The 16,033-nt window shown below is 73.4% G+C and carries 16 protein-coding genes; 7 read left to right on the forward strand and 9 right to left on the reverse strand.

Annotated elements, in window-relative coordinates:
- Nucleotides 1-214 precede the first annotated feature (214 nt).
- Nucleotides 215-967, reverse strand: a complete 753-nt coding sequence (locus tag F5972_RS35030; protein WP_150940168.1) for a maleylpyruvate isomerase N-terminal domain-containing protein — start codon at nt 965-967, stop codon at nt 215-217.
- A 108-nt stretch (nt 968-1,075) separates the two neighbouring features.
- On the opposite strand from F5972_RS35030, the gene F5972_RS35035 reads away from it, so the two are divergent.
- On the forward strand, nt 1,076-1,417 hold the full coding sequence (locus tag F5972_RS35035; protein WP_150940170.1) for an MmcQ/YjbR family DNA-binding protein: 342 nt from the start codon (nt 1,076-1,078) through the stop codon (nt 1,415-1,417).
- Nucleotides 1,418-1,437: 20 nt separating this feature from the next.
- Here the strand turns inward: F5972_RS35035 and F5972_RS35040 are convergent, their stop codons facing one another.
- Nucleotides 1,438-2,229 (reverse strand): SDR family NAD(P)-dependent oxidoreductase, encoded by a 792-nt coding sequence (locus F5972_RS35040; RefSeq protein ID WP_150940172.1) that lies wholly within the window; start codon nt 2,227-2,229, stop codon nt 1,438-1,440.
- 85 nt (nt 2,230-2,314) lie between these two features.
- On the opposite strand from F5972_RS35040, the gene F5972_RS35045 reads away from it, so the two are divergent.
- Nucleotides 2,315-3,166 (forward strand): helix-turn-helix transcriptional regulator, encoded by an 852-nt coding sequence (locus F5972_RS35045; RefSeq protein WP_150940173.1) that lies wholly within the window; start codon nt 2,315-2,317, stop codon nt 3,164-3,166.
- A 171-nt stretch (nt 3,167-3,337) separates the two neighbouring features.
- The gene (gene metE, locus F5972_RS35050; RefSeq protein ID WP_150940175.1) at nt 3,338-5,608 is read left to right on the forward strand and encodes a 5-methyltetrahydropteroyltriglutamate--homocysteine S-methyltransferase; all 2,271 of its coding nucleotides are present in this window, start codon (nt 3,338-3,340) and stop codon (nt 5,606-5,608) included.
- Here metE and F5972_RS35055 read toward each other — a convergent pair.
- Together F5972_RS35055 and F5972_RS35060 are read right to left on the reverse strand one after the other, a co-directional pair.
- The gene (locus F5972_RS35055; RefSeq protein ID WP_150940177.1) at nt 5,560-6,234 is read right to left on the reverse strand and encodes a response regulator; all 675 of its coding nucleotides are present in this window, start codon (nt 6,232-6,234) and stop codon (nt 5,560-5,562) included. The two genes, metE and F5972_RS35055, sit on opposite strands and share 49 nt — an antisense overlap.
- Nucleotides 6,231-7,406, reverse strand: coding sequence for a sensor histidine kinase (locus tag F5972_RS35060; RefSeq protein WP_150940179.1), 1,176 nt, complete (start codon nt 7,404-7,406; stop codon nt 6,231-6,233). The genes F5972_RS35055 and F5972_RS35060 overlap by 4 nt, the downstream gene beginning before the upstream one ends.
- Nucleotides 7,407-7,600: 194 nt before the next feature.
- On the opposite strand from F5972_RS35060, the gene F5972_RS35065 reads away from it, so the two are divergent.
- A complete protein-coding gene (locus tag F5972_RS35065) occupies nt 7,601-8,620 on the forward strand; it encodes a carboxymuconolactone decarboxylase family protein (RefSeq protein WP_150940181.1) in 1,020 nt (339 codons plus the stop codon).
- Nucleotides 8,621-8,651: 31 nt separating this feature from the next.
- Here the strand turns inward: F5972_RS35065 and F5972_RS35070 are convergent, their stop codons facing one another.
- Nucleotides 8,652-9,590: an AraC family transcriptional regulator gene (locus F5972_RS35070; RefSeq protein WP_150940183.1), complete on the reverse strand. Its 939-nt coding sequence runs from the start codon at nt 9,588-9,590 to the stop codon at nt 8,652-8,654.
- Between the two features lie 141 nt (nt 9,591-9,731).
- On the opposite strand from F5972_RS35070, the gene F5972_RS35075 reads away from it, so the two are divergent.
- Nucleotides 9,732-10,289: an NADPH-dependent FMN reductase gene (locus F5972_RS35075; RefSeq protein ID WP_150940184.1), complete on the forward strand. Its 558-nt coding sequence runs from the start codon at nt 9,732-9,734 to the stop codon at nt 10,287-10,289.
- A 27-nt stretch (nt 10,290-10,316) separates the two neighbouring features.
- Here the strand turns inward: F5972_RS35075 and F5972_RS35080 are convergent, their stop codons facing one another.
- From F5972_RS35080 to F5972_RS35090, 3 genes are read right to left on the reverse strand one after another with little or no spacing between them, the layout of a single operon-like run.
- On the reverse strand, nt 10,317-11,135 hold the full coding sequence (locus F5972_RS35080; protein ID WP_150940186.1) for a PhzF family phenazine biosynthesis protein: 819 nt from the start codon (nt 11,133-11,135) through the stop codon (nt 10,317-10,319).
- 44 nt (nt 11,136-11,179) lie between these two features.
- Nucleotides 11,180-12,274, reverse strand: a complete 1,095-nt coding sequence (locus F5972_RS35085; RefSeq protein ID WP_150940189.1) for an acetate/propionate family kinase — start codon at nt 12,272-12,274, stop codon at nt 11,180-11,182.
- Nucleotides 12,275-12,320: 46 nt separating this feature from the next.
- Nucleotides 12,321-13,655: an endo-1,4-beta-xylanase gene (locus F5972_RS35090; RefSeq protein ID WP_225312178.1), complete on the reverse strand. Its 1,335-nt coding sequence runs from the start codon at nt 13,653-13,655 to the stop codon at nt 12,321-12,323.
- A 167-nt stretch (nt 13,656-13,822) separates the two neighbouring features.
- Between F5972_RS35090 and F5972_RS35095 the strand changes: the two genes are divergently transcribed.
- Nucleotides 13,823-14,392 (forward strand): CGNR zinc finger domain-containing protein, encoded by a 570-nt coding sequence (locus F5972_RS35095; protein WP_150940191.1) that lies wholly within the window; start codon nt 13,823-13,825, stop codon nt 14,390-14,392.
- A 100-nt stretch (nt 14,393-14,492) separates the two neighbouring features.
- Nucleotides 14,493-15,242 (forward strand): SDR family NAD(P)-dependent oxidoreductase, encoded by a 750-nt coding sequence (locus tag F5972_RS35100; protein WP_150940284.1) that lies wholly within the window; start codon nt 14,493-14,495, stop codon nt 15,240-15,242.
- 40 nt (nt 15,243-15,282) lie between these two features.
- Here the strand turns inward: F5972_RS35100 and F5972_RS35105 are convergent, their stop codons facing one another.
- Nucleotides 15,283-15,978 (reverse strand): PP2C family protein-serine/threonine phosphatase, encoded by a 696-nt coding sequence (locus tag F5972_RS35105; protein ID WP_225312179.1) that lies wholly within the window; start codon nt 15,976-15,978, stop codon nt 15,283-15,285.
- Nucleotides 15,979-16,033: the final 55 nt, after the last annotated feature.

The following is a 16,033-nucleotide window of genomic DNA, read 5'->3' on the forward strand; positions in this document are numbered from 1 at the left end:
GACTCCGCCACCGAGATCGGCACCTCGAAGGTCAACGCCGACCTCGCCCTGCGCACCCCCGTCGACGTCGCCGCCGGCGAATACCACTCCACCCTCACCCTCTCCCTCTTCAACCAGACCTGACCCGGTCCTGAACCGGAGAGGGAACCACGTGCCCCGCGACACGCGTCGCGGGGCATGTGCGCGACAAGGCGCCGGTGGCCGTGCGGGCCGTTCACTGTGTGGCAGCGGTGCGCAAGGCGTGAAACTGGTCGAGCAGCGCCTGGTCACCGGACAGGTGCACGTCCCCGTCGCCGCCGCGGTTCCACAACCACAGCAGCAGCGGCTCGGCCTCACCGCTGACCAGGGCCTCGCCGTCGAGGCCGGTCGCGGCCTCCCGGACCTCCACCCCGGCCGGAGCGGCCCGCACTGTCCAGGCGTGGTGGCCGGTGGAGACCGAGAGCGTGCGCGGATCGGGTGCCTCCAGCAGCGAGCCGAAGTCGTCGTCCCACCTGGTGCTGCCATAGCCGAGGAAGAGGGTCAGCACCTCGTCCACGCCGTCGAGAGCCAGGTCGCTCGCGACAGGTGAGACCGGCCCGCCCGCGGCGAGCTCGGCGTCGACGCGGTGGGTGACGGTCTCCAGGGCCATGCGGCGGATCCAGAAGCCGACCGTCTGGTCGGGCTCGTGCCAGGTAGCCGCGGGATCGGTGGGGGAGTGCTCGGCGAAGGCCGAGGTCAGCCGCTCGTAGTACCTGTCCAGTGCGGTCAGTGGGTCGGACGGGATGTCCTCCGGCCATGCCTCGGGAAAGGCGTTCAGCCGGATGCACTCGGTCTTGTGCAGGTAGACCTGGGCGACGTGCCGAGTCAGGTCGGCGACCGACCACTTCGGACAGGTCGGCACGGGCGCCGTGGGTTCGGCGGCCATTACGGCCGCGCGCAGGAGGGAGAAGTCCCTGGCGAGATGCTCAAGAAGTCGAGGGTGTTCCATGCCCTAATCAGATCAGCCCCCGCCGGCCTCCTCGAACGATTTCCACAGGCCGGCCGGAATGTCGGTGGCCGCCGCTACCGTTCGTCGGGAACGGGAGGAGAGCGTCCGATGGTCACGGTCGACGACGTACGGCGGGTCGCGCGGGCACTGCCGCGCACCGAGGAGGCACTGGTCCGCGATCACGTGAAGTTCCGGGTCAGGGGCATCGTGTACGCCTCCGTGTCCCCGGACGAGACCCTGATGGGCTTCGGGTTCCCCAAGGAGGAGCGGGCGGCCCTCGTGGCCGCCGAGCCGGAGAAGTTCCTCATGCCCCTGCCCTCGGACGAGCGTTACCAGTGGGTCAGGGTCCGGCTGGCGGCCATCGACGTGGCCGAGATGCGGGAGCTCGTCACCGACGCGTGGCGGATGGTCGTCCCGAAGAAGGTGGCCGCCGCGTACGACGCGCTCTGACCCCCCACTCAGGCTCCCGCTCAGACCCGGGCGCCGCCGTCGACCCGCAGGACGGCGCCGGTCACGAAGGAGGAGCGGTCGCTCAGCAGCCAGGCGGCGGCCTCGGCGATCTCGGCCGGGTCGGCTCCGCGGCGAAGCGGCGTCATCGCGGTGAGCCGCTCCTGGAGTCCGGGGGATCTGGCCTCCCATTCGCGGATCATCTCGGTGAGCGTGTTGCCGGGAGCGATCGCGTTGACCCGGATGCCCTCGGGGCCGTAGGTGACGGCGGCCGACTCGGTGAGACTGTTGACCGCCCGCTTCATCGCGCCGTAGGCGGGCAGCTCGGGGTTGCCTCCCCAGCTGCCGACGGACGAGTTGTTGACGATGGCGCCCGTGCCGGCCGTGGCCCGGATCGCCTCCACCTCGGCGACCATGGCCAGCCAGACGCCCTTGAGGTTCACGGCGTAGAGGTGGTCGAAGTCGGCCTCCGCCATCCGGTCCATCGGGCCGGGCTCCTGGCCCGTCGCCCCGTTGTTGAAGGCGACGTCGAGCCGGCCGTACAGGTCCACGGCGCGGCCCACGGCGGCGCGCACACCGGCCGCGTCGGCCAGGTCGCACACCACGTGGTCCGCGGTGCCGCCCGCCGCCCGGATCTCCTCGGTCACCGTCTTGAGCTGGGCCTCCGTCCGGGCCGCGAGCAGCACGCGGGCGCCCTCCCGGGCGAACAGCCGCGCCGCCGCGGCCCCGATGCCGCGTCCGCCGCCGCTGACGAAGGCGACCTTGCCGGCCAGCAGGCCCGCACCGGGCGTGGCGTTCGTGAATGTCTTGTCCATGGCGACGAGCCTGCTCCGGTGGGCGCGGCCCATCCAGGTACCGGCGATACCTGGACAGTCCGCACACCCCGGGCAGACTGGGGGTATGGACCGACGAGAACTGGCGGCCTTCCTGCGCAGCAGGCGTGAGCGGATCAGCCCGGCCGACGTGGGACTGCCCGCGGGGATCAGGCGACGCACCCCGGGCCTGCGCCGTGAGGAGGCGGCGCAACTGGCGTTCATCTCGACGGAGTACTACACCCGGCTGGAGCAGGCCCGCGGCCCGCGCCCGTCCCGTGAGGTGCTGGCCGGGCTGGCCCGGGCCCTGCGCCTGTCGGACGCCGAGCGCGCCCACCTCCACCACCTCGCCGGCTCGCCGGTCGCCCCGCCGCCGGGGCCCCCGCGGGAGGTGCGGCAGAGCATCCTCGATCTGGTGCGGAGGCTGCCGCAGTCCGCCGCGTTCGTCACGTCCGCGACGCTCGAGGTGCTTGCCTGGAACGACCTGGCGGCCGCTCTGATGGAGGACTTCTCGGCTGTGCCGCGGCGTGACCGCAACCTGGTGCGCCGCGTGTTCCTCGGGCCGCACCCGGAGGGACGCCGCCTGTACGGCGTCTCCGACTCCGACGCGTTCGCCCGCCACGCCGCCCGGCGGCTGCGTGCCGCCGCCGCCCGCTACCCGGACGCGCCGGAGGTGACCGGGCTGGTGGACGAGCTCCTCGCGGGAAGCCCGGAGTTCGCGCGGCTGTGGGCCTCCCACGAGGTGGAGGGCCCGCACACGCTGTGCAAGACCTTCCGGCACCCGATGGTCGGCCCGGTCACCGTCAACTGCGACACCCTCGACGTCGCCGACCGCGACCAGCAGGTGGTGATCTACACCGCCGTCCCCGGCTCGCGGTCCGAGGAGGCGCTGCGGCTGCTGTCGGTCATCGGCACCCAGCGGATGGACGTCCCCCTCTGAGCCGCGCCGTGCGGTGCGATCCGGCGCACGTCGTTCACGACGGCTTATCGATGCCCTCGGCCTGCCAGGACGACGCCGAGGTGATCCATAAGCGGGGCTGATCGATCCGTCGCGGCGGAACCGGCCGGGGAGAGGATGCGGGGCGTCCTGTTCGACGAGCGAGGAGCCGTGATGACGTCGTCCTTTCCAGCATCTTTTCCCGAGTCCACCGTGCTGGGGTATCCGAGGATCGGGCCCGATCGGGAGCTGAAGCGGGCGCTGGAGGCGTTCTGGGAGGGCCGCTCGGACCGCGCGGCCCTGGAGCGCACCGCGCGGCGGCTGCGGGAGGACACCTGGCGGCGCCTGGCGGAGCTGGGCCTGGGCGGGTTGCCGTCGAACACCTTCTCCTACTACGACCACGTCCTCGACACGGCCGTGCTGCTGGGCGCGGTGCCCGAGCGCTACCGGAACGACGACGACCTGGCCGCCTACTTCGCGATGGCCCGCGGCGCCGATGGGCTGCCGCCGCTGCGGATGACCAAGTGGTTCGACACCAACTACCACTACATCGTGCCCGAGATCGGGCCGGACACGGTCTTCTCCCTCGACGCCGCCAAGCCGCTCTCGGAGGTTCGCGAGGCTCGCGCGCTGGGCCTGGAGACGCGGCCGGTGCTGGTGGGACCGGTGACGTTCCTCCTGTTGTCGCAGGCCGCGCCGGGAAGCCCGGACGGCTTCGCGCCGCTCGACCGGCTGGACGACGTGGTCGAGGTGTACGGACGCCTGCTGGGCGCGCTGGCCGCGGAGGGCGTCGGGTGGGTGCAGCTCGACGAGCCCGCGCTGGTCGCCGACCGGACCCCCGCCGAACTCGCCGCCGTCGAGGCGGCGTACGGCCGGCTCGGCGGGCTGGCGGAACGGCCCGCGCTGCTGGTCGCCACCTACTTCGGGAGCCTCGGCGAGGCGCTGCCCGTGCTGGCGCGGACGCCGGTCGAGGCCGTGGCCCTGGATCTCGTCCGGGGCACGACCGACGATGTGGGCCTGCTGGCCGGGAAGACGGTCGTCGCCGGCGTCGTGCCGGGCCGGGACGTGTGGCGCACCGACCGGGACCGGGCCCTCGCCACGCTGCACGCCGTACGGGAGCGGGCCGGGAGGGTCGTGGCCGGCACCTCCTGCTCGCTCCTGCACGTGCCGTACGACGTGGAGCGGGAGACCGGCCTCGACCCCGCGCTGCGGGACCGGCTGGCGTTCGCCGAGCAGAAGGTCGCCGAGGTGGTCGCGCTGGCGGCCCTGCTCGCCGAGGGCGCAGGGACCGACGCACCCCGCCTCCCCGCGCCGCAGGCGCAGCCTTCCGCGTCCGGAGCCGAGATACCGCATGAGGGCCGGGCGCCCTACTCCGTACGGGCGGCGGCGCAGGCGGAGCGCCTGAAGCTGCCGCTCCTCCCGGTCACCACGATCGGCTCGTTCCCGCAGACGGGGGAGCTGCGCCGGGCCAGGGCGGCGCTGGCGGCCGGGGAGATCGGCGAGGAGGCGTACGAGAGCCTGGTCCGCGCCGAGATCGAGCACGTCATCGCGGTGCAGGAGCGGCTGGGGCTGGACGTCCTCGTGCACGGCGAGCCGGAGCGGAACGACATGGTCCAGTATTTCGCCGAGCACCTCGACGGCTTCGCCGTCACCCGGCACGGCTGGGTCCAGTCGTACGGCTCGCGCTGCACCCGGCCGCCCATCCTGCACGGCGACGTGCGGCGGCCGGAGCCGATCACCGTCCGCTGGGCGCGCTACGCGCAGTCGCTGACGAGCAGACCGGTCAAGGGCATGCTCACCGGCCCGGTCACGATCGTGGCGTGGTCGTTCGTCCGCGACGACCTGCCGCTGCGCGACGTGGTCTTCCAGGTCGCCGACGCCGTCCGCGAGGAGGTGCGCGACCTGGAGGAGGCGGGCATCGGGGTCGTCCAGGTCGACGAGCCGGCCCTGCGCGAACTGCTGCCGCTGCGCCGGGACGGGCAGGCCGCCTACCTGGAGTGGGCCGTCGCGGCCTACCGCCGGGCGACCTCCGGCGCCGGCGACCACACCCAGATCCACACGCACCTGTGCTATTCGGACGCCGACCAGATCCTCGCCGCGATCGACGCCCTCGACGCGGACGTGACGAGCGTCGAGTCGGCCCGCTCACGCGGCCGGGTGCTGGCTGAGGTGGGCGGCTTCGGCCGGGGGCTCGGCCCCGGGGTCTACGACATCCACTCGCCGCGCGTGCCCGGCGCCGACGAGGTGGAGCGGCTGCTGGAGGAGGCCCTGCGGGCGGTGCCCGCCGACCGGCTGTGGGTCAACCCCGACTGCGGCCTCAAGACCCGGTCGCACGAGCAGGTCGAGGCCGCGCTCGCCAACGTGACCGAGGCCGCCGCCCGCCTCCGCGAGCGGCTTCACCGCGGGGAGGCGGGACGCCGGGGCGAGACCAGGCCGGACTCGTAGGCGAAGACGACGAGCTGGGCGCGGTCGCGCGCGCCCAGCTTGGTCATCGCCCTGCTCACGTGGGTCTTGGCGGTGAAGGGGCTGATCACCATGTGGGCGGCGATCTCCTCGTTGGTGAGGCCGCGGGCGACCAGGGCGACGACCTCCCGTTCCCGATTGGTGAGCGCGTCCAGGGTGGTCGCGGGCGTCGCCTCCGGCGGGCGGGAGACGTACTCGCTGATGAGCGTCCGGGTGACGGCGGGGGAGAGCAGGGCGTCGCCCCGCGCGGCGACCCTGATGGCCTGGAGGAGCTCCACCGGATCGGTGTCCTTGAGCAGGAACCCGCTCGCGCCCGCCCGCAGCGCGTCGAAGACGTACCGGTCGAGACCGTAGTTCGTGAGGATCACCACCCGGGTGGCGGCCAGCCGGGGATCGGCGGCGATCCGCCGGGTCGTCTCGATGCCGTCCATCACGGGCATCTGGATGTCGACGAGGGCGATGTCGGGCACATGCCGCTCGGCCAGGGCCAGGCCCTGCGCGCCGTCGCCCGCCTCGCCGACCACCTCCACGCCGTCCTCGGCGTCGAGCAGCGCGCGGAAGCCCGCCCGGATGAGCGCCTGGTCGTCCACGAGCAGCACCCTGATCACGCCGCTCCCTCCCGGACGGGCAGGGGGAGCTCGGCGTGGACGCGGAAGCCGCCCTCCACTCCCGGCCCGGTCTGGATGCGCCCGCCGAGCGCGGACACCCGCTCGCGCATGCCGGTGAGCCCCACCCCCGGCTCATGCGCGGCCTCCGGGGGGCCGTTCGCGCCCCGGCCGTCGTCCTCGACGCGTACGACGAGGGCGTCCGGCTGGTAACCGACGTGTACGGAGGCCGACGCGGGTCCCGCGTGCCGGGCGACGTTGGTGAGCGCCTCCTGCACGATCCGGTAGGCGGCGAGGTCCACCTCCGGCGGCAGGGGGCGCGGCGTGCCGGTGACCGCCAGCGTGGCCGGCACGCCCGCCGACCGCGCCCGCTCGACCAGCTCGCCGATCCGCCCGGCGCGGTCCTGCGCGCCGCCGTCCTCCTCGCCCGGCTCGCGCAGCACCTCCAGCGTGGCCCGCAGCTCCCGCATGGCGTCCGCGCTCGCGTCCTGGATCGCCAGCAGCGCGGCCGGCACCTCCTCGCCCCGCTTGCGCGCCAGATGGACGGCCACGCCCGCCTGCACCTTGATGATCGAGATGCTGTGGGTGAGCGAGTCGTGCAGCTCCCTCGCGATGCGCAGCCGCTCCTCGCCGGCCCGGCGCAGCGCGACCTCCTCGCGCGTGCGCTCCGCCTCGGCGGCCCGCTGCTCGGCCTGGCGCAGGTAGGCCCGGCGCTGCCGCGACACGATTCCCGCCACGTTGGCGGCGACGAACCAGCCGACCAGCAGACCGATCTGGTCCAGCACCTCGCGCGGGGTCCGCGCGCCGAGGTCCGCCAGCTCCCTCAGCAGGGCGGCGCCGAGGTAGACCACGCTCGCCGACAGCGCCCACACGCGCCGCCCGGCGCTCGCCGCCGAGTAGACGGTGATCAGGACGGGCAAGGTGGGGGCGGCCTCCGGAAACACCACCAGGGCGTAGCCGATCATGCAGGCCGTGGCGACGGCCATCGCCGCCACCGGCGCGGCCCGCCGCCCGGTCACGGCGGCGCACCCTCCCACAAGGAGCAGATAGCCGATCACCCCCACCCGCGCCGGGTTGTTCGGGGCGCCGGGGACTAGGGTGCCGGCCACGAGCAGCGCCGCCAGGACGGCCGCCGCCACCCCGTCCTGGGCATACGGCCGCAGATCACGGTCCATGTCCCGAAGCGTAAACCGCGCCCGGTTCGTCCGCCTCCTCCCGGCGGACCCTTCGGGCGCTACTCCCGGCGGAGTACGCCGGGCCGCGTTCGCTCTCCGGGGGAGCGGCTCGCGGACTCTCCCGCCGTACGACGACCCGGAGGGCCGTGACCGGCAGGATCGGCGCCTGACAGTTCGACTCCTGGGAGGCCGAGATGCCGACGCCGTACCGCTATGTGACACCCGTGCCCGTGGACGCGGCCACCGGCAGGGTGGCGGAGGTCTACCGCCAGATCGCCCGCGACTTCGGCATGACCCGGATGCCGCTCTTCCTGACGCTGTCGCCGGCGCCCGACGTGCTGGCCGCCACCTGGGCGTTGCTGCGCGAGTCGCTGCTCGTGGGCGAGGCGCCGAGGGCGGCCAAGGAGATCGTCGCCGCCGGGGTGTCGCTGGCCAACGAGTGCCCGTTCTGCGTGGACGCGCACACCGTGCTGCTGCACGCGACCGGTGAGCACCGGCTGGCCGAGAGCATCGCGCGAGGGGAACGGCCGCCGGATCCGGAGCACGCGCGGCTGTTCGACTGGGCGACCGGCGTGACCGGTGGCGGGCGGACGCCGCAGTGCCCTCCGCCGTGCCCTCAGGAGCAGGCCGCCGAACACATCGGCACCGCGCTCGCGTTCCACTTCATCAACCGTATGGTGTCGTCCCTGCTCACCGCCGACCTCCTGCCCGCCGGCCTGCAGCGGTCCCGGCTCGTACGCCGCCTGGGCGGCGGAGCCCTGTCCAGGGCGGTGCGCCGGAAGCCGCCGCGCGGGGAGGCGCTGCCCCTGCTGCGCGGGCTGCCGGCGTACCGGGAGCCCGGCTGGGCGGCGGGCGCCCCGATGGGCGCGGCGTTCGCCGCGCTGCTGGCCTGCGCGAGAGAAGGGGCCGCCCTGCTGGACGACGAGGCGGTCGAGGCGGTCCTGGAGGCCGTCGCCGTCTGGGACGGCGGGCATCCTCCGCTGTCCGGGTGGCCGTCCGGGCCGCTCGCGGACGTCGCTCCCGCGCGGCGCCCGGCCGCCCGGCTCGCGCTGCTCGCCGCCCTCGCGCCGTACCGGGTGACCGACGCGGACGTCGCCGCCTGGCGGGAGACCGGTCGCGGCCGGTCCGACGCCGACCTCGTACGGCTGCTGGCGTTCGGGGCGATCTCCGCCGTCGAGCGCGTCGAGGCCGCCCTCGACGTACCGTCCCGGTGACGCCAGGCGGCTTGGGCGGCTTTGGCGGCTTTCAGGAAACGGGAGCGCAGTCCGTACGACGGCGGTACCTGCCCGGGGAGATTCCGTGCTCGCGTTTGAACGCGTTTCCGAACGCGAACTCCGAGCCGTACCCGACCAGCTTGGCCACCTCCGCCACAGAGGCGTCGGTCTCCTGCAGCAGGCGGGCCGCGATGGACAGTCGCCACCAGGTGAGATAGGCCAGGGGTGGCTTGCCGATCAGATCGGTGAAGCGGCGGGAGAAGGCGGCCCGGGACAGGCCGGCGCGCTGTCCGAGTGACTGGACGGTCCAGGGGTGGGCGGGGTCGCGATGGAGGGCGTCGAGCGCGGCGCTGACGGCCGGGTCGGTGAGGGCGGCGGCCCAGCCCGAGTCGGAGCACTGCGCTCCCTCGGCCTCGAACCAGGCCCGCAGGATGTAGAGATGAAGGACGTCGATCAGGGACGAGACCACGGTGTCCGTGCCGAGGCGGGGAGTTTCGATCTCCTGGGCGAGCAGGTCCACCGCGGCCCGCAGTTCGGGATGTCGGCCGAGCCGGGCGGGCAGATGGATCACGCTCGGCAGTGACCGCAGGCTGGGATGGGACCTGGCCGGGGCGAGCCGGTACCCGCAGCAGAGCGTGACCGTCTCGGCTCCGGTGCCGCCGAGAGTCGCCGTACTGGTCGCACCGCCGTCCCGGAACGGGTCGCAGACGGGCTCGGCCAGGAGAGCCGACGGGTCGTCGGCCAGGCCGTACCCGCCGCCCTGAGGGAGGAACACCACGTCTCCCATGCTCAGCGCGACGGGCTCACCCTCGGGCGGAAGGAGCCAGCAGGAGCCGCGCAGGACCACCTGGAAGGTCGCGGAGCCGGGCTCCTCCGGGAAGCGCTGTCCCCAGGGGGCCCGCCAGGAGACGAGGGCGGAGCGCGGCCGGCCCGTACGCATGATGGAGACGACGTCACTGAGGAGATCCACACGATAAGTCTAGGGTGCGAGACTTTCGCGTATAAATCCCGTACCCATACGCATTGGTCTTCTTCCGGCTGCTTCCTAGAGTTGTCGTCACGCCGCGGGCCCCGGCGCCGAGTCCCCTCCTACCGGGAAAGAGACCATCCAATGATCAAAGTCGGTGTCATCATCGGCAGCACCCGCCCCGGCCGCAACGGGGCGGCGGTCGCCCACTGGGTCCACGACCTGGCCGTCAAGCGCGGCGACGCCGAGTACGAACTGGTCGACCTCGAGGACTACGCGCTGCCGCACCTGGACGAGCCGATTCCCGCCGCGGCCCGGCAGTACCAGCACGCCCACACCAAGAAGTGGTCGCAGGCGGTCGCGGCGCTGGACGCGTTCGTCTTCGTGACCCCGGAGTACAACCGCTCGACGACGGGAGTGCTCAAGACCGCCATCGACTTCCTGTACGCGGAATGGGAGAACAAGGCCGCCGGGTTCGTCGGGTACGGCGTGAACGGCGGCGCGCGCGCCATCGAGCACCTGCGTCAGATTCTCGGCACGGCCGCCGTGGCCGGAGTGGCCCCGCAGGTCACGCTCTCCATCCACGACGACTTCGAGAACTTCTCCGACTTCCGGCCCGCCGCCCGGCACGAGGACGTCCTGCGGCTCATGCTCGACCAGGTCGTCGCGTGGGCCGAGGCCCTGCGTACGGTGAGGGCATGACGGGCGCAGTGTGACGGGCGGGGGAGGTCAGACCTCCAGCTCGCCCGACCAGATGGTCACGGCGTGACCCGCGAGTTCGGCGCGGTCGCCCTGCGGGGTCGTGCCCGGGGCGGCGGGCGGGGCGGTGCGCAGGGTGGTGCGCACGGTTCCGCCGCGCTCCGACACCTGCTCGCCGACGAGCGCGTCCCGGCCCAGCCGGGCCGACCAGTACGGCGCGAGCACGCAGTGGGCCGAGCCGGTGACGGGGTCCTCCGGCACGCCCGCCCGCGGGGCGAAGAACCGTGACACGTAGTCGGCGGAGGTGCCCTCACCGGAGGCGGTCACGATGACACCGCGGGCCTCCACCGCGATCAGCCGCTCCATGTCCGGGTTCACGGCCCGCACCTCCGCGACGGACCCGACCTCGACCAGGAGGTCGAACTCACTGCGCCCGGTCCACACGGGTGTGACGCCGAGGGCCTCGACGAGGCCGTCCGGCGGCGTCCCCGGCGTGGCCGGCTTCGCGGGGAAGTCCATCGCGATCAGGCCGTCACCGGTCTGCTCGGTGGCGAGCACGCCGCTCTTCGTGGCGAACTCCAGCCTGCCGGACTCGCCCAGGGAGTAGAGGACGTGCGCGGCCGCCAGGGTGGCGTGCCCGCACAGCGCGACCTCGACGGCCGGGGTGAACCAGCGCAGCGAGTGCGGCCCGCCGTCCTCCCGCAGGACGAAGGCAGTCTCCGAATGGCGCATCTCGGCGGCCACCGCCTGCATCCACTCGTCGGGCACGGCGTCGTCGAGGAGGCACACCGCGGCGGGGTTGCCCCGGAACGGCCGGTCGGTGAAGGAGTCGACGGTGAAGATACGCATGTCGGCTGATTCTACGGCTCGGCTGATTCCACCACCGCTCGCGGTCAGGCGGGGTGGCCGAGGGCGGCGAGGGTCTCCCGGGCGACCTGAAGCTCCTCGCGGGGCCGTACGACGAGGACCGGCACCCGGGCGCCCTCCGGGCTGACGACGCCGTCCCGGTCCACGCCGCCGACGGCGGGAGGCGCCACGCCGAGCGGCGACAGCCTCCGGCACACCGCCTCGCGCACCTCGGGCTGGTCCCAGCCGATCTCGCCGGTGAACACGAGCGCGTCGAGCCGGTCCAGGGCGGCGGTCGAGGCGGCGATCTCGCGGCTCACGCGGTGGGCGAACACGTCGAGCGCCAGCGCGGCGGCCGGAGCGCCCGACGCGACGAGGTCGCGGGTGTCCCCGGACAGGCCGCCGGAGAGCCCGAGCAGCCCGGACGAGTGCTCCAGCCCGTCGCGCAGCTCCTCCAGGGCGAGCCGCGACCCGGACAGCAGCCACAGGAGCATGCCGGGATCGACGCTGCCCGACCGCTTGCTCATCGGCACCCCCTCCAGGGGCGTGAACCCCATGGAGGTGTCCACGCTCCGCCCGGCCCGTACGGCGCACACCGAGCACCCGCCGCCGAGATGCGTGACAACAAGCCGCAGGTTCTCGCGCCCGAGCAGCTCCGCCGCCCGCCGGGTCGCCCAGGCGTACGACAGGCCGTGGAAGCCGTACCGGCGCAGGCCCCAGCGGCGCCGCCACTCGGCGGGCAGCGCGTAGGTGGCGGCGGCGTCGGGCAGCCCCGCGTGGAAGGCGGTGTCGGGGCAGAGCACGTGGGGCACGGACGGCAGCACCCGCCGGGCCGCCTCGACCAGGGCGAGCGCGGGCGGCACGTGCAGCGGCGCGAGGTCGGCGTAGCCGCGCACCGCCTCCACCACGTCGTCGCCGGCGAGCGTGGGCGCGCGCACGGCCTCCCCGCCGTGGACGAGCCGGTGACCGACCGCGCTCACCTCGGCGTCCGCTCCGGACAGGAAGTCCGACAGCGTGCGCTCCGCGGCGGCGGGTTCGGGGCTCTGCTCGCTGTGCTCGCTGCGCAGCACCCGGCCCTCCCGCACCAGATGCAGCTGGAGGCTGGAGGAGCCGGCGTTGACCGTGAGCACGACCGGTGTCATGGCGATCCGTCTCCCCGCCGTCACGCGCCGCAAACACGGCGCCCGGTCAGGCGGGCCGGCAGGTGACCGTGGGCCAGGTCCGGTTTCCGTTGTGCCTGATCGACACGCCCCAGGTGTTGCCGTGGCCGTCGGGCCGGGCCGTCATGACACTCCGGGTGGAGTTCACGGTGGCGCCGGCGTTCCAGGTCGCGATGAACTTCTCCGGGTACGGCAGGGTCATGGTCACGATCCAGTCGTCCGAACCTGTGACGGTGACCTGGAGGTCGTACCGGTCGAACCACTTCGGACCCGACGTGAGGGTCGCGGTGCACCTCCCGGCGGGCGGCGTGGGACTCGGTGAGGGGTCGGTTCCGGCGGCGTTGAGGGTGTCGAGGACCGCGTCGTAGGCGGGCTTCCTGTCGTTGCCGCTGAACAGCAGCGGGGTGTCACCGGACCGCCAGGAGTCCTGGTCGCGTACGCCCCACACGGTGATGCCGGCGCAGCGGGGCACCGCGAGGCAGTCGGCGGTCACGGCGGCGTACGTCGTGGCCGGAGCGCCCTGGATGTCCAGCTCGGTGATCTGCACGTCGACGCCGAGTGCGGCGAAGTTCCGCAGCGTCGTGCGGAAGTCGGCGCTGTAGGGGGTGAGGCTGTTGAAGTGGGCCTGGAAGCCGACGCAGTCGATCGGCACACCGCGCTGCTTGAAGTCCTTGACCATGGTGTAGACGCCCTGCGTCTTGGCCCAGGACCAGTTCTCGATGTTGTAGTCGTTGTAGCAGAGCCTGGCGGCCGGGTCGGCGGCCCGCGCGGTCCGGAAGGCCACCTCGATCCAGTCGTCGCCGGTCCGCTGGAAGTTGGAGTCGCGCCGGCCGCCGGTGCTGTCGGAGAAGGCCTCATTGACCACGTCCCAGGCGTAGATCTTGCCCTTGTAGTGGGCCATCACGCCGTTGATGTGGTCGATCATCCCCTGGCGGAGCGCGCTGCCGGTGAGGCTCTGCAACCACGAGGGCTGCGCGGCGTGCCAGACCAGGGTGTGGCCGCGGACCCGCTTGCCGTTCTGCACGGCCCAGTCGAAGATCCGGTCGGCGGCGGTGAAGACGAACTGGCCCTGCCGGGGCTCGGTGGCGTCGAGCTTCATCTCGTTCTCGGGTGTCACCATGTCGAACTCGCGGCCGGCGATCGTGGTGTACGCCGGATCGCCGAGCTTGCTCGCACTGATCGCGGTGCCGAAGTAGCGCCCGCTGCGGGCCGCCGCCGTGCCCAGGGTGGTGCCGGGTGGAGCCGAGCCGGCGCTCGCGCCGGGGGACGGGCCGGCGGCGTTAGCGCCGGTCGTCCCCGGCGCCGCGACACCCAAGGAGAACACCGCGACCACGCAGGCGACGAGCACACTGGGACGTTTCACCGTGGTACGTCCTTCCACTGGGCGAGCTGGACGCCGATATGTTTCGAATTTTCAGCGAAATTTTGCGCACGGACAAGTCGTCCGTCATGTTGGGCTGCCTGTAACTGCCATGTAGGATTTCGCCAGTCACGTACCGGAATGCGGTACTGGAATGTGAAGGCGTAACCGTGAACTTCAACAGTCACACCGACGCCGTGGTGGTCATCGCCGTCGGCCTGGTGAACGCGTTGACGGCAGGCGAGGCGCGGGGGCGTCCGTACGAGCCGCCCGCGGACGGGGCGCGCGCCGAGGTCGTCGCCGAGATCATCGACGCGGGCCGCGGCGGAGCCGTCGCGATCGGCGAGGCGGAGGCCGGCGAGCTGGCGGAGACGGCGCGGGCGCTGCGCGGCGTGTTCGAGGCGGTGTCACGCGGGGACGTCGACACGGCGGCGCGCACGGTGAACCGCCTGCTGGCCGAGACCGACGCCCGGCCGCACCTCGACCGGCACGACGGCGAGCCCTGGCACCTGCACTTCCACGGCGCGGGCGGGACGCTCGCGGGCAACTACGCGGCCGGCTGCGCGACGGGCCTCGCCGTCGTGCTGGGCAGCGACCTGCACGACCGGCTGGGGGTGTGCACCGCGCCGCACTGCGACCGGGTGTACGTGGACACCTCCCGCAACGGCACCCGCCGCTTCTGCTCGACCGCCTGCCAGAACCGCGTCAAGACCGCCGCCTTCCGCGCCCGCGGCGCCTGACGCGCCGAACGACAGGACCGAATGACAGGACCGAATGACAGGTCCGATCGCCGCCGGACCCGTCCGGCGCCCTTCCGGCACGCTCGACGCCATGAACGACATGGACGAAACAAAGGACATGCACGGCAGGGCGGCCCTGGTCACCGGGGGCGGACGCGGCATCGGCGCGGCGGTCGTGCTGAAGCTGGCCGAGCGCGGGGCCGACGTGGCGCTGACCTACGAGAGCGACGCGGACAGCGCGGCGGAGATCGCCGGGAAGGTCAGGGAGATGGGCCGGCGGGCGCTGGCCATCAGGGCCGACAGCGGCGACGCGGCGGCGGTGAGCGCGGCCGTGGACGAGGCCGCCGCCGCGTTCGGCAGGCTCGACATCCTCGTCAACAACGCGGCGGTCTTCCCCGTCGCGCCGATCGAGGATCTCGGGCCGGATGAGGTCGACCGTGCGCTCGCGGTCAACGTGCGGGGGCCGTTCCTGGCCGCCCGGGCCGCGGCGGGTCACATGACCGAAGGCGGCCGTGTCGTCAGCATCGGGAGCAACGTCGCCGGACGGACGCCCTTCCCCGGGTTCGCCCTGTACGCGCTGAGCAAGACGGCGCTGATCGGGATGACCAGGGGCCTCGCCCGGGACCTCGGGCCGCGGGGCATCACCGTCAACCTCGTCAACCCCGGCCCGACCGACACCGCGCTCAACCCGGCCGACGGCCCGATGGCGGACACGATCCGGGGGCTCACGGCCCTCGGCCGCTACGCGGCGCCGGCGGAGATCGCGGAGGCGGTCGCGTACCTGGCGGGCGACGGCGGCCGATACGTCACCGGCGCGACGATCGACGTCGACGGCGGCTGGACCGTCTGACGCACAGCCGCGGCATCCGCCGCCTCTCGGGTACGAGCGGTCAGGCCTCGGCGGGCTCGACGTCGGCGACCACGCAGGAGATGTTGTCCGGGCCGCCGCCCTCGTTGGCCAGTTCGATCAGCCGGGCGACCGCCTCCCGGGGGTCGGCGACCGTGCTGAGGACGGTGTGCAGCGCCTCCGCTTCGAGGACGGCGGTCAGGCCGTCGGAGCACAGCAGGTAACGGTCGCCCGGGTACGCCTCCCGCAGCGACAGGTCGGGCTCGGCCAGGCCGCTCGTCTCCAGCGCCCGCAGCAGCAGGGACCGCCGCGGGTGACGGGCCGCCTGGTCGGGGCTCATCCGCCCGTCGTCCACCAGCGACTGCACCAGGGTGTGGTCCCGTGTGATCTGGTAGAGGGCGCCGTCCCGCAGCATGTACGCCCGGGAGTCGCCGACGTGGGCCAGGGCGAACCTGCCCTCGCCGTCCCACAGCATGGCCGTGACGGTCGTGCCCATGCGCTCGAGGGCAGGGTCCTGCGCGGCGAGGTCGCCCAGGCGCTGCCCGGCCTCGCGTACGGCGTCGGCCAGGGCGGCGACCGGGTCGGCGGGAGCGGGATCGTCCTCCAGGCGGGCCAGTTCGGAGATGACGGCGGCGCTGGCGACCTCGCCGTGTCCGTGACCGCCCATTCCGTCGGCGATGGCGAGCAGGCGCTCGCCCGCGTGCACCGAGTCCTCGTTGTTGGCACGCGAGCGTCCCACGTCCGACCCCGCGGCATACCGAATGCGGCTGTGCGTCATGGTTTTGAGTAAACCA

It is taken from the genome of Microbispora cellulosiformans, assembly GCF_008728085.1.
GTDB classification, from domain to species: domain Bacteria; phylum Actinomycetota; class Actinomycetes; order Streptosporangiales; family Streptosporangiaceae; genus Microbispora; species Microbispora amethystogenes.